Genomic DNA, 22,388 nt, shown 5'->3' with positions numbered 1-22,388 from the left:
GACCGGCAGAAACTTCCCGGATATTGGTGACCTCTTGGAAGTTTCCTTCAGTGGATCCGAGCGGATCACCTCCGGAAGGAGCGCACGTGCACGACACCGGCACGGGAAGCACGGGAAACACCGCCCAGCCCTCCAGACGCACCGTCCTCGCCGCCACGGCCGGCGTCACCGCCGCCCTCGCGGCCGCCGGGCCCGCGCACGCCGCCGCCCCGGACGACAGCCGGCTGCGTGCCCTCGTCTCCCGCATGACGCTGGAGGAGAAGGTCGGCCAGCTCTTCGTCATGCGGGTCTACGGCCACTCCGCCACCGCTCCCGACCAGGCCGACATCGACGCCAACCTCAAGGAGATCGGGGTCCGCACGGCCGCCGAGCTGCTGGCGAAGTACCGGGTCGGCGGGATCATCTACTTCGCCTGGGCGCACAACACCCGCGAGCCGCACCAGATCGCCGACCTCTCCGACGGCATCCAGAAGGCGTCCCTGGAGCTGCCGCGCGGGCTGCCCGTGCTCATCTCCACCGACCAGGAGCACGGGATCGTCGCCCGGGTGGGCAAGCCCGCCACGCTGTTCCCGGGGGCCATGGCCGTCGGGGCGGGCGGGTCGCGGTCCGACGCCCGGGTCCTCGGCCGGATCGCGGGCGCCGAGCTGCGGGCGATGGGGATCCGGCAGGACTACTCCCCCGTGGCCGACGTGAACGTCAACCCGGCCAACCCGGTCATCGGCGTACGGTCCTTCGGTGCCGACCCGCGGGCGGTGTCCGCGCTGGTGGCCGCCGAGGTCGCCGGGTACCAGGGGTCCGGGGTCGCCGCGACGGCCAAGCACTTCCCCGGGCACGGGGACACCAACGTCGACAGCCACACCGGGTTCCCCACCATCACGCACAGCCGGGAGCTGTGGGAGAAGCTGGACGCACCGCCGTTCCGGGCGGCGATCGCCGCGGGCATCGACTCGATCATGACCGCGCACCTGATGGTCCCGGCCCTGGACGACTCCGGCGACCCGGCCACCCTCTCCCGCCCGATCCTCACCGGCATCCTGCGCGAACGCCTCGGCTACGACGGGGTCGTGGTCACCGACTCGCTCGGCATGGAGGGCGTGCGCAGCAAGTACGGCGACGCCCGGGTACCGGTCCTCGCCCTGAAGGCGGGCGTGGACCAGCTGCTCAACCCGCCCGACCTCGACCTCGCCTGGAACGCCGTCCTGACGGCCGTGCGCGAGGGCGAGCTCACCGAGGCCCGGCTCGACGAATCGATCCTGCGGGTGCTGCGGCTGAAGTCCAAGCTGGGGCTGTTCCGTTCGCCCTACGTCGGTCAGGGCGGGGTCGACCGGACCGTCGGGACCCGGGCGCATCTGGCGGCGGCCGACCGGATCGCCGAGCGGACGACCACACTGCTCGCCAACGAGGGGCGGCTGCTGCCGCTGTCGCGCCGCCGGTACCCCAAGGTGCTGGTCGTCGGCGCGGACCCGGCCTCGCCGTCCGGCACGACGGGACCGCCCACGGGCGTACTCGCGGGCGCGCTGAGCGAACTGGGCTTCACCGCCACGGCCCTGTCGACCGGCACGGCCCCCTCGGCGGCCACCATCGCCAAGGCGGTCGCGGCGGCGCGGGACGCGGACGCGGTGGTGGTCGCCACGTACAACGTCACCGCGGGCAGCAGCCAGAAGGCGCTGGTCGAGCAGCTCGTGGCGACCGGGAGGCCGGTCGTGGCGGTGGCGATCCGCAACCCGTACGACGTGGCCCAGCTGCCGTCCGCACCGGCCTGTCTGGCCGCGTACTCCTGGACCGACGTCGAACTGCGGTCCGCCGCACGGGTGATCGCCGGGCGGGTGAAGCCGCGCGGGAAGCTGCCGGTGCCGGTGCAGCGGGCGGATGATCCGGAGCAGGTGCTGTACCCCGTCGGCTACGGGCTGTCGTACTAGACGTACGCCACAGCCCGGGCGCACCACCCCCAACGGGCGCAAACCGCCCCATGTGCCTGGCGTGCACCCGCTACGGCGGGTCACGCTGGGCGAGCACACTCGGGGGGACGGCGATGCGTGAGCGAAGTGGTGTGGGGGTGGTCCGCGGGGTTCTGGTCCTGCTCGGCGTGTTGCTGACCGGCTGCCAGAGTCCGTCGGGAGGCGTGGCGGAGGACGGCCGGCTGGGCGGGCCGGCGACCGGGACGGCCGGAGAGACCAGCACGGTGTCGCCGGCACCGACCAGGCCGTCCGGGTACGGGGCGGTGTTCCTCGCGGTCGGCGAGTGCAGTTCGTTCGGCACGACCAGCTTCACCGAGGTGCCGTGCACGGGTGAGCGGGCGGCGGCCCGGGTCGTGGCACGGCACGACGGCACGGTGCGGGACGGGCCGCGCTGCCCGGAGGCCACCGACTTCGTGCTGCACATCAGCGAGCAGCGGCCCGCGTCCGACGAGGACGGCGACGGGGCGGTCCCCCAGGGCTACGCCTGTATGCGCAACCTCCAGCCGCCGCACCCCGGTGACCCCGGTGGCGGGGGCGGCCCCCGCACGATCGTCGGCGACTGCGTGTACGGCTCCGGCGACGGACAGGTCCGCGAGACCGCCTGCGACGGCACGGGCCGGCGCGAGCCGCAGTACAAGGTGATCCGGGCGGTCGCCGGACGGGCCGACTGCCCCGGCCCGACCGCGCTGTACGTGCGGCTGGGCGGGAAGCGGCCGGTGGGGTGCGCCCGGCCGCTGTGAGCGGGCTTCCGCCCTCGTCCGTGTCAGCCCATCAGCCCTCTGCGTGACAGTCGTCTCCTGGCCTCGGCCATCTGGTTGCGGATGTGCTCCGGGGGCAGGTCCGCCGCCAGCCGGGCCAGTTCCTCGAAGGCCGACAGATAGGTTCCCTCGCTGCCCTCGTCCCGCAGCTCCCTCTCCCGCTCGACGAAGGGCCCGACGGCCTTCCAGACCGAGACGATCCGGGTGCGCAGGACCGTGACCAGCAGGGTCTGGTCGAGCAGACCGAAGACGGCGAGGTTGGCGAACGACTGGTAGTAGTACACGACGCTGCAGAAGGCCGCCTTGGCCTCGGCCGGTAACCCGCGTACCCCGTCGGCCGGGTCGTGCTCGGCGCCCAGACGGGCACACACGTAGTCGTGCTGTTCGTGGAACTCCGCGGACCGGAACTCCCTGAGCAGATCGACCAGCACCGATATGTGGTTGGCGTGCTTCGCGGTACGGGCCTGCCGTGCACTGAACACGATGGAGGTCACCACTGCGACGACCGCGATGGCCGTGGTCACGGTGTTGAAGACGACAGAACTGTCCATCCGGTCACCGTACGGAGCATTCACCGCAGGCGCAGGAACATACGAACCGCCCCTCGGTCCCGGGACCGAGGGGCGGTCGTGTGCATGCGGCGGACGGTTACGGACGCAGCGTCATCTCACGCTGCACGTCCCGCTTGTCGAGCTTGGCGTCGAACTTCGCCAGCGGCTTGGCCGCCTGCGGGTCGTCCTGCACCGCGCTGGAGGCGACACCGGCCCAGTCGAGGATGCGGGCGGTGGCCAGGGCCTTCTGTTCGGGCACGAGGCCCGCGACGTTGGCGCCGTGGTTCATGCCGGGGGCGGTCATGACGTAGGAGTCCTTCGCGCCCTTGCCGACGCGGAAGGGTTCCGCGCCCCACGGGTCGTTCTGGCCGTAGACGAACAGCATCTGGCGGGCGTGGTGCCGGACCCAGGTGTCCACGTCGCGCATCGCCGACGGCTGGAACTTCATGGGGATGTCCCGGGGGACGAAGTTGCGCGGCGGCTGGTAGCCGTAGCGGATGTACCGCTTCTCGACGTGCGGGAAGTGGATGGTCGGCGCGCCGAGCTGGGTGCCGGCCTGGTAGTAGTACGGCGTGTAGGTCGTCAGGCCCTGGTCGGCGTAGGCGGAGAAGCCGGAGATCGTGTCGACGGAGTCCCAGATGGCCTCGTCGGTGGCGTTCTTGGCGTCGGCCGGGATCTGGTCGCAGTCGGACAGCAGGCTGTACTGCCAGTAGCCCCACACGTAGTCGAGGACGGTCGCCTCATAGGCCTTGTCCAGGCTGCCGATGGTGGTGAACGTCAGACCGTTCTCCTCGGCGTAGGCCGCGTACTTCTTCTCCAGCGGCTCGCGACGCACCAGCGCCTCGCGCTGCACGCCGTTCAGACGGTCGCGGCACTCCTCGGTGCCGACGCGGGCGAAGAAGCGGTCGTAGGCCGAGTCCTCCTTGTTCACCACGTCGTTGGGGGCGACGTAGGCGACGACGCCGTCCATGTCCCGCGGGTAGAAGCGCTCGTAGTAGGTGGCGGTCATGCCGCCCTTCGAACCGCCGGTGGAGATCCAGTTCTTGGAGTAGATGCCCTTCAGGGCCTTGAAGACGCGGTGCTGGTCGCTGGCGGCCTGCCAGATGTCCAGCTTGGACCAGTCGGCCGGGGCGGGCCGAGACGGGGTGAAGAAGCGGTACTCCAGGGAGACCTGGTTGCCGTCCACGATCTGCGTGGGCTCGCTGCGGCGGGGCGTCGTGGAGACGTTGTAGCCGCTGGTGAAGAACACCGTCGGGCGCGAGACGTCCTTGTGCAGCACGGTGATGCGCTGCTGGAACGTGCCCTTGGAGGGCTTGTGGTGGTCGACCGGCTGCGTGTAGTTCAGGACGAAGAAGCGGTAGCCGGTGTACGGCTTCTCCTCGACCAGGCTCATGCCCGGTATGGAGAGCAGCCTCTCCTTGATGTCGGTGGTGCCGGCGGCGTCGGCGGCGGTGGCCGCTCCCGCCGTGCCCAGTGTGCCTATGAGCACCGTGAGCGCCAGCAGCCATCTGAGCGCCTTGCGCATGCGCACTCCCCTGTGAGACAGATGTGCGCCGGAAGCTAGCGGACCAACTCACCGGAGCACCAGGGGACATAGGGAAAACCCTCTACGCGCGGGGGGCGTGTCGCCGGGCGCGGGACGTCAGCAGAGGATCCAGCCGGAGCTGAACTTCCCTCTGCCGACCTGTCCCTTGAGCCAGACGCAGCGGCGCCCGGCGTGCACGGTCACCGGACCCGCGTGGTGGGCGTACCTGCCCTCGTCGACGACGGGACGGTTGCCCCGCGCCTGCACGCTCACCGACATCTTGCGCGGCGCGCCGGGCTTCTTGGGGCGGGTGACGGCACACACGTAGCCGCCGCGCTTGTAGACGAGCACGGTCCCGGTGGAGAACGGCAGGGTGCGGACCTTGCGCCCGGGGCAGAGCGCGGTGGCGGCCTGTGCGTCACCCGGCGCCGCGACGGCGAGCAGTCCGGACGCGGTCAGCACGGCCAGCCCGAGCGCGAGCCGCCGGCGTATCGCTCCACTGTGCACTGTCGTCCTCCCGTACCGCGTCGTCCGCGACCATCGGCGTACGCCTGTACGGACGCATGACGTATGTCGGACGGTTGCACGAGCGTTACGAAAACGCGGCCCGGCGGCGCCGTCAGCGGGACGCGCCGACCGGCTCCTCCGGCTCGGGGGCGCCGATGAACGTCCGCCACAGCTCCGCGTACCGGCCGTCGCGCGCGAGGAGCTCCTCGTGCGTGCCGTCCTCGGCGACCCGGCCGTGGTCCATGACGACGACCCGGTCGGCGCGGGCGGCGGTGGTGAGGCGGTGGGCGACGACGAGGGTGGTGCGGCGGCCCGCGAGCCGGTCGGTGGCCTGGTTGACCTGGGCCTCGGTGGCCAGGTCCAAGGCGGCCGTGGCCTCGTCGAGCAGCAGCACGTCCGGGTCGACCAGTTCGGCGCGGGCCAGCGCGATCAGCTGGCGCTGCCCGGCGGAGAGGTTGCGCCCGCGCTCGGCGACCTCGTGGAGGTAGCCGCCCTCCAGCGTGGCGATCATGTCGTGCGCGCCGACCGCCCGGGCCGCCGCCTCGACCTCGGCGTCGGTGGCGTCGGGGCGGCCGTAGGCGATGGCGTCGCGGACGGTGCCCTGGAAGAGGTACGCCTCCTGCGGGACGACCCCCAGTCGGTGCCGGTACGAGGTGAGGTCGAGGTCCCGCAGGTCGGTGCCGTCGACGGTGACCCGGCCGCCGGTGGGGTCGTAGAAGCGGGCCACGAGCTTGACGAGGGTCGACTTGCCCGCGCCGGTCTCGCCGACGAAGGCGACGGTCTGCCCGGCGGGGATGCGCAGGTCGACCCCGCCCAGAGCCTCTTCGTCGTCGCCGTAGGCGAAGCGCACGTCCTCGAAGGCGATCTCGCCCCGCAGGGACAGGACCTCCATGGGCTCGTCGGCGGACTTCGTCGACGTCGGCTCCTGGAGCAGCTCCTGGATGCGGCCCAGCGACACGGTCGCCTGCTGGTAGCCGTCGAAGACCTGGGAGAGCTGCTGCACGGGCGCGAAGAACAGGTCGATGTAGAGCAGGTACGCCACCAGCGAGCCGATGGCGAGGGTTCCGTCGTCGACCCGGGCCCCGCCCACGATCAGCACGGCCGCCGCGGCCACCGACGACAGGAACTGCACGAACGGGAAGTACACCGAGATCAGCCACTGGCCCCGGATACGGGCCTCGCGGTAGCTGTGGCTGCGCTCGGCGAACCGCCGCCCGCCGTCCCGCTCGCGCCGGAAGGCCTGCACGATCCGCAGCCCGGACACCGACTCCTGGAGGTCGGCGTTGACCGCCGACACCCGCTCGCGGGCCAGCTCGTAGGCCTTCACGCTCGCCCGGCGGAAGAAGAACGTGGCGATGATCAGCGGCGGCAGCGTCGCGAAGACGACCAGCGCCAGCTCCACGTCGATCACCAGCAGCGCGACCATGATCCCGAAGAAGGTGACGACCGAGACGAAGGCCGTGACCAGGCCCGTCTGGAGGAACGTCGACAGCGCGTCCACGTCGGTCGTCATCCGGGTCATGATCCGCCCGGTCAGTTCCCGCTCGTAGTAGTCGAGCCCGAGGCGCTGGAGCTGGGAGAAGATCTTCAGCCGCAGCGAGTACAGGACCCGCTCGCCGGTGCGCCCGGTCATCCGGGTCTCGCCGATCTGGGCCGCCCACTGCACGGCCACCGTCAGCAGCCCCAGCAGGGCCGCCGCCCACACGGCGCCGAGCGCGGCCTGGGTGACGCCCGAGTCGATGCCGTGCCGGATCAGCACGGGCAGCAGCAGGCCCATGCCCGCGTCGGCGGCGACCAGGGCGAGGCTGACCAGCAGCGGCAGTCCGAAGCCGCGCAGCAGCCGGCGCAGGCCGTAGGACTCCTCCGGCCGGACGGCCTTCGCCTCGTCGACGTCCGGTACATCGGTGGCCGGGGGCAGTGCCTCGACCTGGGCGAGCAGCTCGGGGGTGGCGGGGCTCTCGGCGAGGGCCAGGTCCTTGCGCTCGCGGTCGCCGGTCCACAGCCGCGGGGTGACCCCGCGCTCGGCGTCGAACTCGGCGTCGAGCTCGTCCCGTACGGAGGTGTCCTCCTCGGGGCAGGCCGGCTGGGTGTGGCCCGGGGAGACCGCGCCCAACTCGTCCGGGTCGGTGAGCAGGCGCCGGTACAGGGCGGAGCGCCGCTGGAGCTCGTCGTGGGTGCCGAGGTCGGCGAGGCGGCCGCCGTCCAGCACGGCGATGCGGTCGGCGAGGTTCAGGGTGGAGCGGCGGTGGGCGATCAGCAGGGTCGTACGGCCCTCCATGACGCCCTTCAGGGCCTCGTGGATCTCGTGCTCGACCTTCGCGTCCACAGCGGAGGTGGCGTCGTCCAGGACCAGCAGGCGCGGGTCGCTGAGGATGGCGCGGGCGAGGGCGACGCGCTGGCGCTGACCGCCGGAGAGGGTGAGGCCGTGCTCGCCGACGGTGGTGTCGTAGCCCTCGGGCAGCTCGGCGATGAAACGGTCCGCCTGGGCGGCGCGGGCGGCCTTCTCGATCTCCTCCTGGGTGGCGTCCGGGCGGCCGTAGGCGATGTTGTTGCGGACCGTGTCGGAGAAGAGGAAGGAGTCCTCGGGGACGAGGCCGATCGCGGCGCGCAGCGACTGCGTCGTCAGCTCGCGCACATCGTGCCCGCCGACCAGGACGGCCCCGCGGGTGACGTCGTAGAAGCGCGGCAGCAGGAGGGAGACCGTGGACTTGCCGGAGCCGGAGGAGCCGACCACGGCGAGGGTCTCGCCCGGGCGGATCTCGAAGCTCAGCCCGTCGAGGACAGGGCGGTCGGCGTCGTAGCCGAAGGAGACGTCGTCGAACTCGACCGTGGCCGGGGCGTCGGCGGGCAGGTCCTTGTGGCCGTCCTCGATCGACGGCTCGGTGTCGATCAGCTCCAGGACGCGCTCGGTGCCGGCGCGGGCCTGCTGGCCGACGGTGAGCACCACCGCGAGCATGCGGACCGGGCCGACCAGCTGGGCGAGGTAGGTGGAGAAGGCGACGAACGTGCCGAGCGTGATGTGGCCGCGCACCGCCAGCCAGCCGCCGACCGCGAGCATCGCGACCTGGCCGAGGGCGGGGACGGCCTGCAGGGCCGGGGTGTAGACCGAGTTCAGCCGGATGGTGCGCAGGCGGCCCGCGTACAGCCGGCGGCCGACCTCCCGGAGCTTGCCGGTCTCCTGCTCCTCCTGCCCGAAGCCCTTCACCACGCGTACGCCGCTGACGGCGCCGTCGACCACGCCCGCGACCGCGGCGGCCTGGGCCTGGGCGTACCAGGTGGAGGGGTGCAGCCGGGTGCGGCTGCGCCTGGCGATCCACCAGAGGGCGGGGGCGACGGCCAGGGCGACCAGGGTGAGCGGCACGGACAGCCACGCCATGATCACCAGGGAGATCAGGAAGAGCATGAAGTTCCCGATGGTCATCGGGAGCATGAAGAGCAGGCCCTGGATCAGCTGGAGGTCGCTGGTGGCGCGGCCGACGACCTGGCCGGTGGACAGCTCGTCCTGGCGACGGCCGTCGAGCCGGGTGATCGTGTCGTACATCTCGGTCCGCAGGTCGTGCTGGACGTCGAGGGCGAGACGGCCGCCGTAGTAGCGGCGGATGTAGGTGAGGACGTAGACGACCAGGGCGGCGACCACGAGGAGGCCGGCCCAGGTGGTCATGTCCCTGCTGTGGTCACTGATGACGTCGTCGATGATCACCTTGGTGATCAGCGGGACGAGGGCCATCACGGCCATGCCGGCCAGCGAGGATCCGAGGGCGAGCACGACGTCCTTCGGGTGGCGCCACGCATAGGCCCACAGTCGTCGTGCCCATCCCCGTTTCGGTGTCACACCGGTGCCTTCCGTCCGTCCTGAGCTGCCGGAAGGCGTCAACGCGGGACACACCCGATTTCATCCCGCGACGCCGCTTCCCCGACCAGAGGACCAGGAACCCCCGACTCACGGCCTAGGCCCGGGCTAGGCTCCCCGGCCATGATGCCCTCACTCGCCCAGGTGACACGTCGGCCGCGCTTCGCGCGGGCCGAGAGCGTGGTGGCCCTGTGCGCCGCCCTGTGCTGGCGGGTGCTCGCCTTCGCGATGTACGCGGAGGGCTACGACCTCGACCCGAGCGCGCCGCGCCAGATGTCCGGAGATGCGGAGATCGCGCACCTGGCCCTGCTCCTCGCGCTCTCGGTCGCGGTGACCTGGTCGCTGCGTCTGCCGCCCTGGCCGCCGCTGCGCACCGCGGTGGACGCACTGGGCGTCGTGCGCCTCGCCGCGGTGCTGGTGCTGTCGGCGGTGATGGCTCTGGCCCTGCTCACCGGGGTCCGCGTTCCGTTGCTGGGCTGGGAGATGTGAGCACGCCGGAAGTGGGGCCCGCGGCATGGGCGCCACCGTGGGGCGGGCCGGTGGCGTCGGGTGGGTGGCCAGGTGAAGGTCGGCCGTTCCGGTGAGTCGGCCACACGGAGAGGCACTCGCCCGTCTTGTGGTCGTTTGCCCGGATATGGAAAACATTCTTCCCCCCGCGCTCTACACCATCCTCGCCATCGTCAGGAGGCTCCTGGACGTCCTCGGCTAGGCGCCGTCAGCTCGCCGCCAGATCCTTGTGGATGACCTTGGCCACGGCCTGGATGGTGGCGATGCCGTAGTTCATCGTGCTGTTGCCGTGGGACAGCACGGTCATCACGTAGTCGTGGCCGCCGCCCTTGAATGCGCCGACGCTGTGCACCCGCCATCCGTTCGTGGAGCGCTGCAGCCAGCCGTTCTTGACGGCCACCGAGACGCCCGAGGGCACTCCGTACGGGGTGCCCCAGCGCTGGGACGAGACGACCTGGCCCATCAGCTTGACGATGTAGGCGCGGGAGTTGTCGCTGAGGACCGCGTTCTTGGCGGTGAGGAGCTTCAGCAGCTTCTGCTCGTCGGTGACGGTGATCTGCGTCAGACCCCAGTAGCCGTTCGCGCCGGGCTTGGTCTGCGTCATGCCGGCGGCCGTGAGGAAGTTCTTGATCTTCGTCATGCCGAGCTGCTTCCACAGCGTGGAGGTCGCCGCGTTGTCCGACTTGGTGATCATCGCCTTGGCGAGGGTGTTCTCGCGGTCGGTGAGGTACCGGTTCGCCTTCTTCGCGTCCCACAGCAGCGCGGCGAGGACGGTGACCTTGACGACACTGGCCGAGTCGTAGGCCGAACTCGCGCGCAGGGTGCAGGTCGTGTTGGTGCTGCGGTCGTAGAGGCCGACGGCCACCGTGCCCTTGCGGGTGGCGAGCGCGGCGGTGATGTCCTTCTTCAGCTTGGCGGCGAGCCCGGCCTTGGCGGACGTGCAGGTCACGGCCGCGGGGGCGGCGGAAGCGGGCGTGGCGGCGGCGACGAGCGGCACGAGAACGCCCGTACCCACGGCCGCCGCGAGCACTCTCGCGCGGCGGGATATCCCAGAAGTCATGCTCCCCATGACTCCCGGACGCGGGCGAATGGTTGTAGGGGTGACGAAGGCTTGTACGAGTCGTTACCGGAGGCCATCCGGCTTCCCGGGCGACGGCCGGTTTCGCCGAGCGGCACCGGGAACCGGAAGGCCCGGCCTGGCTCTTCCGCTCGTTGAACGACGGCCTGGGCGCGAGAGCACGGCACCACGGTGAAGGAGAGCGACTACAGCAACAGTACGAGGACGGCCTCCGGCAACGGCTCCGAATCCTCTTCGCAGTCCGGCCAGTCGGCCGTCTACCGCCTGGACGCGTCCGACGTCAGCCGTCCCGGCGCGACCGCACGCCGTCGAACGGCCCCGCCCCTCGGTCCGGGGCCGTTCCCGCGTCCCCGATCATGTACACCGGGTGTCCGGCGAACGGGTGAAGGGAAACGCAGCGGTGGGCTACTGCCTCGAGATGAGCACCGGCGACATGAGAACGGTGGTGCGGCTGCTCACGGCGGTGGAGCGGACCGAGCAGCAGGAGCGCACCCTCGCCCGGGTGCGCACGGAGTGCGAGCGGACCGACGCCCGCTTCCAGGAGCAGGGCATCGACCTCGACGTCTCCATCAGCCGGGCCCTCGACGAACTGATCGACGGCACCCCGAGCACCGACCTCTGCCCCGCGTACAGCTACGCCTTCTACCAGGCCGTCGCGGCGCACTTCTCCGACCCCACCGACCTCGGCGCCTGGCGCCGCCCGTCCTGGTTCCACGCCATGGACGACGAACTGGCCCGGTACGGTGTGCCGTCCGACCTCCTCCCGGGCACGTTCCTGTTCAGCGGCCCGCCGCTGCGGCTGCCCCACCCCGGCGACGCGGTGCCCTCGATCGGCACGTTGCCGGCCCGGCGCGCCGCCGACCTCGCGGACGCCTACACACGCGTACTCGACCGCCTCGACCCCGAATTCCGTGGCGCTGCCCGCCGGTTCGTCGACGCCATGCGGTTCGAGGCGCAGGAGTGGGAGAGCGCGCGGCAGCTCGGGACGAACCCCGACACGCTGCTCTTCTGGTTCCACTGACCTCTGCCGGAACTCTTGACTCCGCCTTTCCCGCCGGGATACTTGCCGTCGACAGCGCGCCAACTGCCGTGTCAGACAAGGGATTTACATAGCCGCCGTCCTGGAGGCGTCCCGCAGGCGGCGCCGTTTGTCCGAGATCCCGAACGTCGTGCGAAGTTTCGCAAGTTTCGTGACGACCACCCCACAGGAGGATCCGCACATGAGCCCACGCAAGGCCCTCGTAGCCGCCCTCACCGCTGCTCTGCTGGCCGGCCCCGGTGTCGCCCAGGCCGCCACTCCCCAGGCTCCGCCCGCCCCCGCCCGGGAACGCGCCGCGGCGGCCACCATCACCTGGTCCCTCGTCCGCGCGAGCAACCCCACGGCGGACCAGCGCTCGGCCTACGACCTCATCACCAAGGCCATGAACGCGGCCGTGGCCCGCTACAACAACCTCAGCGACCTGGGCAAGACCCTCACCGTCCGCTACGAGCCGGGCGTCCCCACCGCCGACGGCAACATCAACGGCACGATCCGCTTCGGCAGCAACCGCAGCTACATGAACGAGCGGACGGCCCTGCACGAGATCGCGCACACCATCGGCGTGGGCACCAGCTCGGGCTGGTCCCGCCTCGGCGGCAGCGGCACCTGGACCGGCGGCCAGGCCACCGCCCTCGTCCGGCAGTACGACGGCTCCGGCGCCAAGATCTCCACCGGCGGCGGCCACTTCTGGCCCTACGGCCTGAACTACGACAACGAGTGGTCGGGCACCGCCGCCGACCGCCACGTCCACATCGTCGCCGCGATGGTCCGCGACGGCCTCTAGGGTCCGGACCCGGCCCCGGGACCGGACCGCCCGGCGCTCACCCCAGGTGCGTCGGCGCGAACATCCGCAGCACGGCCGGGAGCAGGACCACCGAAGGCCCGGGCGCGGCAAGCGCCTTGGCGAGGTCCTGCTCCAGGCTCTCCGGGGTCGTCCGCACCCCGGGGACACCGAAGGACTCCGCCAGGGCCACGTAGTCCGGCCGGGTCAGTTCCGTCGCGGTCGCCTCGCCGAACGCGTCGTTCATGTATTCGCGCAGGATGCCGTAGCCGCCGTCGTCCACGATCAGCCAGGTGACGTTCAGGTCGTACTGGCGGGCCGTCGCCAGCTCGGCGATGGAGTACAGGGCCCCGCCGTCGCCGGAGACGGCGAGGACCGGGCGGGTCGGGTCGGCCACCGCCGCCCCCAGCGCCGCCGGGAAGGCGTAGCCGAGGCCGCCCGCCCCCTGGGCGGAGTGCATGTGGTTGGGACCCTTGGCGTCGAAGGCCGACCAGGCCCAGTAGGCCAGGATCGTCATGTCCCAGAAGGACGGGGAGCCCGCGGGAAGGGCCTTGCGGACGGACGCCAGCACGTCCTGTTCCAGGGTGAGTTCCTGGGCGGCGATGCGCTCGGCGACCTTCGCGAGCACCTCCCGTACGCGCTCCTCGGCTCCCGGGTCCTGCCGTTCGGACACCGTCTCCAGCAGCGCCTGCAACGCGAGGCGGGCGTCCGCGTGGATGCCCAGTGCCGGGTGGTTGGACTCCAGTTTGCCGAGGTCGGCCTCGATCTGGACGACCCGGCCGCGCGGCTTGAACGTGTGGTAGTTCGAGGAGAGTTCACCGAGGCCCGAGCCGACGACCAGGAGGACGTCGGCGTCCTCCAGGAAGTCGGTGGTGTGCCGGTCCTCGATCCAGGACTGGAGGGACAGCGGGTGTGTCCAGGGGAACGCGCCCTTGCCGCCGGGGGTGGTGACGACCGGCGCCCGGAGCCGCTCCGCCAGCTGCCTCAGCTTGCCGGAGGCGTCCGCCCGGACCACTCCCCCGCCCGCGATGATCGCCGGACGGGCCGCCTTGGACAGCAGATCGGCGGCCACGGCGGTCAGTTCGGGGCGCGGCGGCAGCTCCTCGGGGAAGGCGTCGCCGCCCGTCACGACCGGGATCGCCGTCTCGGCGAGCAGCACGTCCTGCGGGATCTCCACCCACACCGGGCCGTGCGGGGCGGTCAGCGCCGAGGTCCAGGCCGCCTCGATCGCGGAGGGGATCTGGGACTGGGTGCGGACGGTGTGGACGGACTTGACCACGCCCCGGAACGAGGCGGCCTGATCCGGGAGTTCGTGGAGGTAGCCGTGCCGGCCGCCGCCCAGGCCCGCCGTCGGGATCTGGCTGCTGATCGCCAGCACGGGCGCGGAGGCCGCCGCCGCCTCCTGGAGAGCGGCCAGGGAGGTCAGGGCTCCCGGGCCGGTCGACAGCAGCAGCGGCGCGGCCTCACCGGTGATCCGGCCGTAGGCGTCCGCCGCGAACCCGGCGTTGTTCTCCATCCGCAGGCCGATGTACCTGAGGTCCGAGCGGCGCAGCGCGTCGAACATGCCGAGGGCGTGCTGGCCGGGCAGACCGAAGACGGTCGTCGCGCCCAGCCCGGCCAGCGTCTCCACGACCAGGTCTCCGCCGGTGCGGCCGGGAGGAGGATTGAGGGCGGCCTCCGTCTGGGCGGGCGTGGGGCGGAGCACCAGGTCGTGGTCGTGAGTCACTTCGCTTCCGAGTCCTTCCGGGCCGCGGCGATCTGGCGCGACATGATCGTGGTCAGTTCGTAGGCGGTGTGGGACGCCGCCACCGACGTGATCTCCGCGTGGTCGTACGCGGGGGCCACCTCGACGACATCGGCCGACACCAGGTTGCAGGATGCCAGGCCGCGCAGGATCTCCAGCAGTTCGCGCGAGGTCATGCCGCCGGCCTCGGGGGTGCCGGTGCCGGGCGCGTGGGCCGGGTCGAGGCAGTCGATGTCGATGGAGATGTACAGCGGCCGGTCGCCGATGCGCTGGCGGAGCTGGTCGGCGACCTCGTCGGCACCGCGCCGGTAGACGTCCGCCGAGGTGACGATGCCGAAGCCCATCTTCTCGTCGTCGGTCAGGTCCTGCTTGCCGTAGAGCGGGCCGCGGGTGCCGACGTGGGACAGGGCGGAGGTGTCGAGGATGCCCTCCTCGACGGCGCGCCGGAACGGGGTGCCGTGCGTGTACTCGGCGCCGAAGTAGGTGTCCCAGGTGTCGAGGTGCGCGTCGAAGTGCAGCAGCGCGACCGGGCCGTGCTTCTTCGCGACCGAGCGCAGCAGGGGCAGCGCGATGGTGTGGTCGCCGCCGAGGGTCATCAGGCGGGCGCCGGTGCCGAGCAGGTCGTCGGCGGCGGCCTCGACGGTCTCCACGGCCTCGTTGATGTTGAACGGGTTCACGGCGATGTCGCCGCCGTCCGCGACCTGGGCGAGGGCGAACGGGGACGCGTCCTGCGCCGGGTTGTACGGGCGCAGCAGCCGGGACGCCTCACGGATCGCGTTGCCGCCGAAGCGGGCGCCCGGCCGGTACGAGACGCCGGAGTCGAACGGCACGCCCACGACCGCGACATCGGCCCGGCCCACCTCGTCCAGCCGGGGCAGCCGGGCGAAGGTCGCCGGCCCCGCGTACCGCGGAACGCGGGAGGAGTCGACGGGCCCGCGCGGAGTCTCGTTGCTGCTCATGGAGAAATGCCTTCTTTCCTACGCTTCATCGCGTATGTACTGCTTGCCCTATGACTTTACCGGGGGGCCGGGACGGGTTCGGACGTGCGTTCGGGAGACCGCCCGGTGAGCCGCTCGCGCCAGGCGGTGAGGACGGCGGCGTCGGTCTCGCCGGCGCGGGACGAGCACTGACCCTAGGTGGCCGGGCAGCGGCGGCGAAGTGTACGTTTCATCCATTCGAGTCGGTGCTGGATGGAGGGAACGCACACCATGCCGGATCCGGCGGTCCCGCCCACCCCACCCGTACCGCTGAGCGAACTGCTGGCCCGCGAGGACCTGGCGCTGCGGCAGCTCGCGGGGCCGTCCGCCGAGGGTGTCGTCATCCGCTGGGTGCACACCTCTGAGATGGCGGACCCGTATCCGTATCTGCTGGGCGGGGAACTGCTGCTCTCGGCCGGCGTGCACATCCCGGAGGCGGCGGGCTCCGCAGCCGGGTACTTCGACGACTATGTCGCCCGGATCACGGCGGCGGGCGGCGCCGCTCTCGGCTTCGGGGTGGCGCCGGTGCACGACACGGTGCCGGAGGCGCTGATCGCGGCGTGTGCGGCGCACGGTCTGCCGCTGCTGGAGGTGCCGCCCCGGACCACCTTCTCCGGCGTGGCCCGGGCCGTCTGGCAGCTGATGGCCCAGGCCCGTCTCGCCGAACTGCGCCGTGTCACCGAGGCCCAGCAGAGCCTCGCCGCCGCCGCGTCCCGCCCCGACCCGGTCCCGTCGGTGCTGCGCCGACTCGCGCAGCGACTGGGCGGATGGACGGTGCTGTACGCCCCGGAGGGGGCGGAGATCGCGCGGGCGGGGCGCGAACCCGGGGACGAGGTGCGCGGGGCGCTCACGCGGCTGGCTGACGTCGTACGGCCGGCCGGCGGCCCGGGCGAGCGTCCCGCTCCCGCCTCCGCGACCGACGCCGTCGCGGGCAGCCACCTCGCCTCCTACGCCCTCGGCGCCGGGCACGGGTTCGTGCTCGGGGTCGCCGCGCCGCAGCGGACCCCCGGTGACCACACCGTCGCCTCCGTCGCGGCCGTGCTGCTGTCGCTGCTCACCGGTGAGCAGCAGAGCGGCACCGGGGCCGCCCGCTCCTCCGCGCTGGTGCGGATGCTGCTGGGCGAGCCGCCCGAGGAGGTCGCGGCGCTGCTCGGCGACGGGCCGTGGGTCGTCGTGCGGGCCCGGCCGGAGGGGGACGGCGCCCCCGACCCCGTCGCCGCCTCCGCGCTCGGCGCCGCGCTCGGGTCCGCGCTGGTCGACCCGGCAGGGGACGTCGTACGGGTCCTGGTCCCGGCCGACCGGGCACCGGCAGCCCCGCTGCCGGGCTGGACCCTGGGCGTCAGCGCCGCCGTGGAACCGCACGACTGGCCCACCGCCGACACCCAGGCCGCCCGCGCCCTGGCCCGGGCCCGCGCCACCCGCGCCCCGCTGCTCCGGCACGGCGCACGCGCCGCCCTCGCCGACCTGGTCCCGCCCGGTGAGGCGGCGGCCCACGCCCGCGCCCTGCTCGCCCCCGTCACGGCCCGTCCCGCGCTCACCGAGACCCTGCGCACCTGGCTCTCCCTGCACGGCAGCTGGGACCGCACGGCCGTCGCCCTGTCCGTGCACCGCAACACCGTGCGCCAGCGCATCACCCGCTGTGCGGCCCTGCTCGCGACGGACCTCGACGACCCGGACGTACGGATGGAACTCTGGTTCGCGCTGCGGCACGTCTGAGTACGTGAGCGGTGTCCCGCTGAGTACGTGACGCACATCCCAGCGTGCGATACGCCAGGGACGCCCACAGTCGGCTGCCTCACAATGGATGCCATGCCGATATCCGGGACACCCAGCCGCGCCGAACTCGTCGAACACCTCGTCAGGACGCGCATCGCGGGCGACGTCGCCACCCCCCGCGAGAACAACCTCTCCCACTACCGCAAGCTGGCGAACAGCGACCGCCACTACTGGTTCGGGCTGGAACTCGGCGACCGCTGGAGCGACGAGCAGGACGTCCTCGCGGTGATGGCGGAGCGGGTCGGTGTGAACGACGACCCCGAGTACCGGTACGGCCAGGACACCATCGACCCGGAGCTGACCGTCGACGGTCTGGAGCGGCTGGCCGGGCGGCTGCGCAAGGCGGCGGACGGGCAGCAGCGCGTCCTGTTCGCCACCGGCCACCCCGGCGGCCTGCTCGACGTGCACCGCGCGACCGCGGCGGCCCTGCGCGCGGCCGGCTGCGAGATCGTCGTCATCCCGGAGGGGCTGACGACCGAGGAGGGCTACGTCATGCAGTTCGCGGACGTGGCGGTGCTGGAGCACGGCGCCACCCTGTGGCACACCCACTCGGGCGAACCGATGAAGGCGATCCTGAAGGGCCTGGAGCGCGAGGGCCGCCCGCTGCCCGACCTGGTCGTCGCCGACCACGGCTGGGCGGGCTACGCGGGCCAGCACGGCGTGGACTCCGTCGGCTACGCGGACTGCAACGACCCGGCCCTCTTCATCGCCGAGGCCGAGGGCACCGTGCAGGTGACGGTGCCCCTCGACGACCACGTGATCAGCCCCCGCCACTACGACCCGATGACGGCGTACCTGCTGTCGGAGGCGGGTCTCAGCTAGCGCCCGGTTCACGCGGGACGCGGACCACGCCCTCCTGGATCACGGTGATGGCGAGCCGCCCGTCCTGCGTGTGGATGCGGGCCTGTCCCAGTCCCCGGCCGCCGTACGCGGACGGGGACTCCTGGTCGTACAGCAGCCACTCGTCGGCGCGGAACGGCCGGTGGAACCACATCGCGTGGTCGAGCGAGGCCCCCACGACGTCCCCGACGGCCCAGCCGCCGCGCCCGTGCGCGAGCAGCACGGAGTCGAGCAGCGTCATGTCGGAGACGTAGGTGGCGAGGACGACGTGCAGCAGGGGGTCGTCGGCGAGCTTGCCGTTGGTCCGGAACCACACCTGCGAGTGCGGCTCGCGCGGCTCGCCGAACTTCCCGTACGGCGGTTCGTCGACGTAGCGCAGGTCGACGGCGGCGCGGGCCTCGATGAACTTCTCCACCACGGCCGGGTCGAGATGCGCGTACCCGCGCAGCCGCTCCGCGCCGGTCGGGAGGCTCTCGGGGTCGGGCGAGGCGGGCATCGGCTCCTGGTGATCCAGTCCGTCCTCGTACGTCTGGAAGGACGCCGAGAGGTGGAAGATCGGCTTGCCGTGCTGGACGGCGACCACCCGGCGGGTGGTGAAGGAGCGGCCGTCGCGGATCCGGTCGACGGTGTAGACGATGGGCGCGCCGGGGTCGCCGGGGCGCAGGAAGTACGCGTGCAGCGAGTGCGCGGGCCGGTCCTCGGGGACCGTGCGTCCGGCGGCGACGAGTGCCTGGGCCGCGACCTGCCCGCCGAAGACCCGGGGGACGACGGCGGACCGGGAGCGGCCGCGGAAGATGTCCTCCTCGATCTGCTCGAGGTCGAGCAGATCGAGGAGGTCCTGTAGTGCCTGGCTCATGGGGTAGTTGTACCGGCCAGTGATCGCGTCTCGGTGTCGGGGGCCTTACAGGCCCATGTCCTTGGCGATGATCGACTTCATGATCTCGCTGGTGCCGCCGTAGATGCGGTTGACGCGGTTGTCCGCGTACAGGCGGGCGATCGGGTACTCGTTCATGTAGCCGTAGCCGCCGTGCAGCTGGAGGCAGCGGTCGATGACGCGGTGGGCGACCTCGGTGCAGAACAGCTTCGCGGAGGCGGCCTCGGCGGGGGTGAGCTCGCCGGCGTCCAGGGCCTCGGTCGCGCGGTCGGCGACGGCCTCGGCGGCGTCCACCTCGGCCTGGCAGGCGGCCAGCTCGAACTTGGTGTTCTGGAAGTGCGCGACGGGCTTGCCGAAGACGGTGCGCTCCTGCACGTACTGCTTGGCGAACCGGACGGCGGCCTTGGCCTGGGCGTAGGCGCCGAAGGCGATGCCCCAGCGCTCGGAGGCCAGGTTGTGGCCGAGGTAGTAGAAGCCCTTGTTCTCCTCGCCGAGGAGGTCCTCGACGGGCACCTTGACGTCGACGAAGGCCAGCTCGGCGGTGTCGGAGGTCTTCAGGCCGAGCTTGTCGAGCTTGCGGCCGACGGAGTAGCCCTCGGACTTGGTGTCGACGGCGAAGAGGGAGATGCCGTGGCGGCGGTCCTCGGCGGTCGGGGCGGAGGTGCGGGCGCAGACGATCACACGGTCGGCGTGCACGCCGCCGGTGATGAAGGTCTTGGCGCCGTTGAGGACGTAGTGCGTGCCGTCCTCGGAGAGCTTGGCGGTGGACTTCATGCCCGCGAGGTCGGAACCGGTGCCCGGCTCCGTCATCGCGATGGCCCACATCTCCTCGCCGGAGACGAACTTCGGCAGGAACCGCTTCTTCTGCTCGTCGGTGGCGAGCATCTTGATGTAGGGCAGGGCGAGCAGCACGTGCACACCGGAGCCGCCGAACTGGACACCGGCGCGAGCGGTCTCCTCGTACATCACGGCCTCGAACTTGTGGCTCTCCAGGCCCGCGCCGCCGAACTCCTCGGGCACGTTGATGCCGAAGATGCCCAGCTCACCGAGCTTGTAGTAGAAGTCGCGGGGCGCCTGGCCCGCCGCGAACCACTCGTCGTACACCGGTACGACCTCGGCCTCGATGAAGGCGCGGATGGTCTCCCGGAACGCCTCGTGATCCTCGTTGAACACCGTACGGCGCACGACCGCCACCTCCACGACTTCGCATGTCTAAGCGCTTGCTCAGCCCAAGATACCGGCGAGTATCAACGACCGTCCAGGGTGGGGGCGGGGTAACGCTCGTCACGCCTACCACGCCGGTGGGGCACCGAGGGTCCGCGTGTCAGCTCTCCGCCGCCGCGAACGCCCCCCGGGCCATCCGGTGCAGCAGCTCCGCCATGGCCCCCCGCCCGGGCAACGACCCCGCCCTCCCCAGATGCGGCGTCGAGTTCAACAAGCCGAACACCGAGTGCACAGCGGAGCGGGCCGCGGGCTCACCGAGCCCCGGGTACACCTCCCGCACCACCCCGACCCACAACTCCACGTACTGCCGCTGCAACTGCCGCACCATCTTCCGGTCGGTGTCCCGGAGGCGGTCCAGCTCACGGTCGTGCAGGGTGATCAGGGGCCGGTCGTCGAGCGCGAAGTCGATGTGCCCCTCGATCAGCGAGTCGAGCACCCGCTCCGCCCCGCTCCCGTCCGCCTCCGCCAGCCTCCGCTTCGCCCCGGTCAGCAACTGCCCGCTGATCCCCACCAGCAGTTCCGCGAGCATCGCGTCCTTGCCCGCGAAGTGCCGGTACAGCCCGGGCCCGCTGATCCCGACCGCGGCACCTATCTCGTCGACTCCGACCCCGTGGAAGCCCCGCTCGGCGAACAGCCGCGCGGCCTCCTTGAGGATCTGCTCACGGCGGGTGGGGGCGTCGGTTCTGGTGGCCATGAAAACAATTCTAGACAGGGAGGTTAGCGGTCGTTAACCTGAAGGAAATGCGTTAACGCTCATTAACAAGGTGAGGGGACCCGCAGGATGCACGAGGCACCGGAGCTCACGAGCGCGGCAGACCCCGCGTCGGAGGCCTTTCGGGCCAACGAGGAGGGGCACCACGCCCTCGTCGAGGAGCTGCGCACCAAGCTCGCCTCCGCCGCACAGGGCGGCGGCGAGAGGGCCCGCGCCCGCCACACGGCGCGCGGCAAGCTGCTCCCCCGCGACCGCGTGGACACTCTCCTCGACCCGGGCTCGCCGTTCCTGGAGCTGGCCCCGCTCGCGGCCGACGGGATGTACGAGGACCAGGCCCCGGCGGCCGGAGTCATCGCCGGCATCGGCCGGGTCAGCGGCCGCGAGACGGTGGTCATCGCCAACGACGCCACGGTCAAGGGCGGCACGTACTATCCGATGACGGTCAAGAAGCACCTCCGCGCCCAGGAGGTGGCCCTCGACAACCGCCTCCCCTGTGTCTACCTGGTGGACTCCGGCGGCGCCTTCCTCCCCATGCAGGACGAGGTCTTCCCGGACCGCGACCACTTCGGCCGCATCTTCTACAACCAGGCCCGCATGTCCGGCGCCGGCATCCCCCAGATCGCCGCCGTCCTCGGCTCCTGCACGGCCGGCGGGGCGTACGTCCCGGCGATGAGCGACGAGGCGGTGATCGTCCGCAACCAGGGCACCATCTTCCTGGGCGGCCCGCCCCTGGTGAAGGCGGCCACCGGCGAGGTCGTCACGGCGGAGGAGCTCGGCGGCGGCGAGGTCCACTCCCGTGTCTCGGGCGTCACGGACCACCTCGCGGAGAACGACGCGCACGCGCTCCGCATCGTCCGCACCATCGTCTCCACCCTCCCCGCGCGCGGGGCGCTCCCCTGGGAGGTCACGGAGGCGACGGAGCCCAAGGTCGACCCGCACAGCCTCTACGGCGCGGTCCCGGTCGACTCCCGCACCCCCTATGACGTACGCGAGATCATCGCCCGGGTCGTCGACGGCTCCCGCTTCGCCGAGTTCAAGTCCGAGTTCGGCCAGACCCTGGTCACGGGCTTCGCCCGGATCCACGGTCACCCTGTGGGCATCGTCGCCAACAACGGCATCCTGTTCTCCGAGTCCGCCCAGAAGGGCGCCCACTTCATCGAGCTGTGCGACCAGCGCGGCATCCCGCTGGTGTTCCTCCAGAACATCTCGGGCTTCATGGTCGGCAAGGACTACGAGGCGGGCGGCATCGCCAAGCACGGCGCCAAGATGGTCACTGCGGTGGCCTGCACCCGCGTACCGAAACTCACGGTCGTGGTCGGCGGCTCGTACGGCGCGGGCAACTACTCCATGTGCGGCAGGGCGTACTCCCCCCGCTTCCTGTGGATGTGGCCGAACGCCAAGATCTCGGTCATGGGCGGCGAGCAGGCCGCCTCGGTCCTCGCGACCGTCAAGCGGGACCAGCTGGAAGGGCGCGGCGAGTCCTGGCCGGCCGAGGACGAGGACGCCTTCAAGGCCCCGATCCGCGCCCAGTACGAGCGCCAGGGCAACGCCTACTACGCGTCGGCCCGCCTCTGGGACGACGGTGTGATCGACCCGCTGGACACCCGTCAGGTCCTGGGCCTGGCCCTGACCGCGTGCGCCAACGCGCCCCTGGGTGACCCCCAGTTCGGCGTCTTCCGGATGTGAG

18 protein-coding genes are annotated in these 22,388 nt (G+C 71.8%); 8 read left to right on the top strand and 10 right to left on the bottom strand.

The features are described 5' to 3' along the window. Window positions 1-86: 86 nt before the first annotated feature. Entirely contained in the window at window positions 87-1,919 is a 1,833-nt protein-coding gene (locus BJ965_RS24690; RefSeq protein ID WP_184910853.1) for a glycoside hydrolase family 3 protein, read from the top strand. 113 nt (window positions 1,920-2,032) lie between these two features. Continuing rightward, window positions 2,033-2,698 (top strand): hypothetical protein, encoded by a 666-nt coding sequence (locus BJ965_RS24685; RefSeq protein ID WP_184910851.1) that lies wholly within the window; start codon window positions 2,033-2,035, stop codon window positions 2,696-2,698. A gap of 23 nt (window positions 2,699-2,721) precedes the next feature. On the opposite strand, the gene BJ965_RS24680 is transcribed toward BJ965_RS24685, so the two are convergent. From BJ965_RS24680 to BJ965_RS24665, 4 genes are all read right to left on the bottom strand, one after another. Next, window positions 2,722-3,267: a DUF4760 domain-containing protein gene (locus BJ965_RS24680; protein ID WP_184910850.1), complete on the bottom strand. Its 546-nt coding sequence runs from the start codon at window positions 3,265-3,267 to the stop codon at window positions 2,722-2,724. Window positions 3,268-3,364: 97 nt separating this feature from the next. Beyond that, entirely contained in the window at window positions 3,365-4,792 is a 1,428-nt protein-coding gene (locus BJ965_RS24675) for a S28 family serine protease (RefSeq protein ID WP_184910848.1), read from the bottom strand. A 117-nt stretch (window positions 4,793-4,909) separates the two neighbouring features. Next, window positions 4,910-5,299 (bottom strand): hypothetical protein, encoded by a 390-nt coding sequence (locus BJ965_RS24670; protein WP_184910846.1) that lies wholly within the window; start codon window positions 5,297-5,299, stop codon window positions 4,910-4,912. A 112-nt stretch (window positions 5,300-5,411) separates the two neighbouring features. Beyond that, window positions 5,412-9,131 (bottom strand): ABC transporter ATP-binding protein, encoded by a 3,720-nt coding sequence (locus BJ965_RS24665; RefSeq protein ID WP_184910844.1) that lies wholly within the window; start codon window positions 9,129-9,131, stop codon window positions 5,412-5,414. 141 nt (window positions 9,132-9,272) lie between these two features. Between BJ965_RS24665 and BJ965_RS24660 the strand changes: the two genes are divergently transcribed. Then, on the top strand, window positions 9,273-9,638 hold the full coding sequence (locus BJ965_RS24660) for a hypothetical protein (protein WP_184910842.1): 366 nt from the start codon (window positions 9,273-9,275) through the stop codon (window positions 9,636-9,638). Window positions 9,639-9,864: 226 nt separating this feature from the next. Here the strand turns inward: BJ965_RS24660 and BJ965_RS24655 are convergent, their stop codons facing one another. Beyond that, entirely contained in the window at window positions 9,865-10,716 is an 852-nt protein-coding gene (locus BJ965_RS24655) for a serine hydrolase (protein WP_184910840.1), read from the bottom strand. Window positions 10,717-11,101: 385 nt separating this feature from the next. Here BJ965_RS24655 and BJ965_RS24650 point away from each other — a divergent pair, with 385 nt between their 5' ends. Beyond that, the gene (locus tag BJ965_RS24650) at window positions 11,102-11,755 is read left to right on the top strand and encodes a DUF7691 family protein (RefSeq protein WP_449343239.1); all 654 of its coding nucleotides are present in this window, start codon (window positions 11,102-11,104) and stop codon (window positions 11,753-11,755) included. A 199-nt stretch (window positions 11,756-11,954) separates the two neighbouring features. Next, a complete protein-coding gene (locus BJ965_RS24645) occupies window positions 11,955-12,557 on the top strand; it encodes a hypothetical protein (protein ID WP_184910836.1) in 603 nt (200 codons plus the stop codon). Between the two features lie 37 nt (window positions 12,558-12,594). On the opposite strand, the gene BJ965_RS24640 is transcribed toward BJ965_RS24645, so the two are convergent. Together BJ965_RS24640 and speB are read right to left on the bottom strand one after the other, a co-directional pair. Continuing rightward, window positions 12,595-14,280, bottom strand: coding sequence for a thiamine pyrophosphate-binding protein (locus BJ965_RS24640; protein ID WP_184910834.1), 1,686 nt, complete (start codon window positions 14,278-14,280; stop codon window positions 12,595-12,597). Further along, window positions 14,277-15,257 (bottom strand): agmatinase, encoded by a 981-nt coding sequence (gene speB, locus BJ965_RS24635; protein ID WP_030838119.1) that lies wholly within the window; start codon window positions 15,255-15,257, stop codon window positions 14,277-14,279. Before speB ends, BJ965_RS24640 begins: the two co-directional genes overlap by 4 nt. 249 nt (window positions 15,258-15,506) lie before the next feature. On the opposite strand from speB, the gene BJ965_RS24630 reads away from it, so the two are divergent. Next, a complete protein-coding gene (locus tag BJ965_RS24630; protein ID WP_184910832.1) occupies window positions 15,507-16,991 on the top strand; it encodes a PucR family transcriptional regulator in 1,485 nt (494 codons plus the stop codon). Between the two features lie 93 nt (window positions 16,992-17,084). Next, a complete protein-coding gene (locus BJ965_RS24625; protein ID WP_184910830.1) occupies window positions 17,085-17,873 on the top strand; it encodes a phosphatase in 789 nt (262 codons plus the stop codon). Here BJ965_RS24625 and tesB read toward each other — a convergent pair. The 3 genes from tesB to BJ965_RS24610 form a co-directional block, all read right to left on the bottom strand. Further along, window positions 17,866-18,747: an acyl-CoA thioesterase II gene (gene tesB, locus BJ965_RS24620; protein WP_184910828.1), complete on the bottom strand. Its 882-nt coding sequence runs from the start codon at window positions 18,745-18,747 to the stop codon at window positions 17,866-17,868. The two genes, BJ965_RS24625 and tesB, sit on opposite strands and share 8 nt — an antisense overlap. A gap of 45 nt (window positions 18,748-18,792) precedes the next feature. After that, window positions 18,793-19,950 (bottom strand): acyl-CoA dehydrogenase family protein, encoded by a 1,158-nt coding sequence (locus BJ965_RS24615; protein WP_184910826.1) that lies wholly within the window; start codon window positions 19,948-19,950, stop codon window positions 18,793-18,795. A 139-nt stretch (window positions 19,951-20,089) separates the two neighbouring features. Beyond that, a complete protein-coding gene (locus BJ965_RS24610; protein ID WP_184910824.1) occupies window positions 20,090-20,683 on the bottom strand; it encodes an SACE_7040 family transcriptional regulator in 594 nt (197 codons plus the stop codon). An 87-nt stretch (window positions 20,684-20,770) separates the two neighbouring features. On the opposite strand from BJ965_RS24610, the gene BJ965_RS24605 reads away from it, so the two are divergent. Further along, a complete protein-coding gene (locus tag BJ965_RS24605; protein WP_184910822.1) occupies window positions 20,771-22,387 on the top strand; it encodes a carboxyl transferase domain-containing protein in 1,617 nt (538 codons plus the stop codon). Window position 22,388 lies beyond the last annotated feature (1 nt).

This window comes from Streptomyces luteogriseus, assembly GCF_014205055.1.
GTDB classification, from domain to species: domain Bacteria; phylum Actinomycetota; class Actinomycetes; order Streptomycetales; family Streptomycetaceae; genus Streptomyces; species Streptomyces luteogriseus.
This window is presented reverse-complemented; position numbering and strand designations above follow the sequence as displayed.

Bases quoted from the DNA above. Each gene is read 5' to 3' on its own strand.
- BJ965_RS24685 (WP_184910851.1), top strand. From the start codon at position 2,033: ATGCGTGAGCGAAGTGGTGTGGGGGTGGTCCGCGGGGTTCTGGTCCTG.
- BJ965_RS24680 (WP_184910850.1), bottom strand. From the start codon at position 3,267: ATGGACAGTTCTGTCGTCTTCAACACCGTGACCACGGCCATCGCGGTC.
- BJ965_RS24675 (WP_184910848.1), bottom strand. From the start codon at position 4,792: ATGCGCAAGGCGCTCAGATGGCTGCTGGCGCTCACGGTGCTCATAGGC.
- BJ965_RS24660 (WP_184910842.1), top strand. From the start codon at position 9,273: ATGATGCCCTCACTCGCCCAGGTGACACGTCGGCCGCGCTTCGCGCGG.
- BJ965_RS24655 (WP_184910840.1), bottom strand. From the start codon at position 10,716: ATGACTTCTGGGATATCCCGCCGCGCGAGAGTGCTCGCGGCGGCCGTG.
- BJ965_RS24645 (WP_184910836.1), top strand. From the start codon at position 11,955: ATGAGCCCACGCAAGGCCCTCGTAGCCGCCCTCACCGCTGCTCTGCTG.
- speB (WP_030838119.1), bottom strand. From the start codon at position 15,257: ATGAGCAGCAACGAGACTCCGCGCGGGCCCGTCGACTCCTCCCGCGTT.
- BJ965_RS24630 (WP_184910832.1), top strand. From the start codon at position 15,507: ATGCCGGATCCGGCGGTCCCGCCCACCCCACCCGTACCGCTGAGCGAA.
- BJ965_RS24625 (WP_184910830.1), top strand. From the start codon at position 17,085: ATGCCGATATCCGGGACACCCAGCCGCGCCGAACTCGTCGAACACCTC.
- tesB (WP_184910828.1), bottom strand. From the start codon at position 18,747: ATGAGCCAGGCACTACAGGACCTCCTCGATCTGCTCGACCTCGAGCAG.
- BJ965_RS24610 (WP_184910824.1), bottom strand. From the start codon at position 20,683: ATGGCCACCAGAACCGACGCCCCCACCCGCCGTGAGCAGATCCTCAAG.
- BJ965_RS24605 (WP_184910822.1), top strand. From the start codon at position 20,771: ATGCACGAGGCACCGGAGCTCACGAGCGCGGCAGACCCCGCGTCGGAG.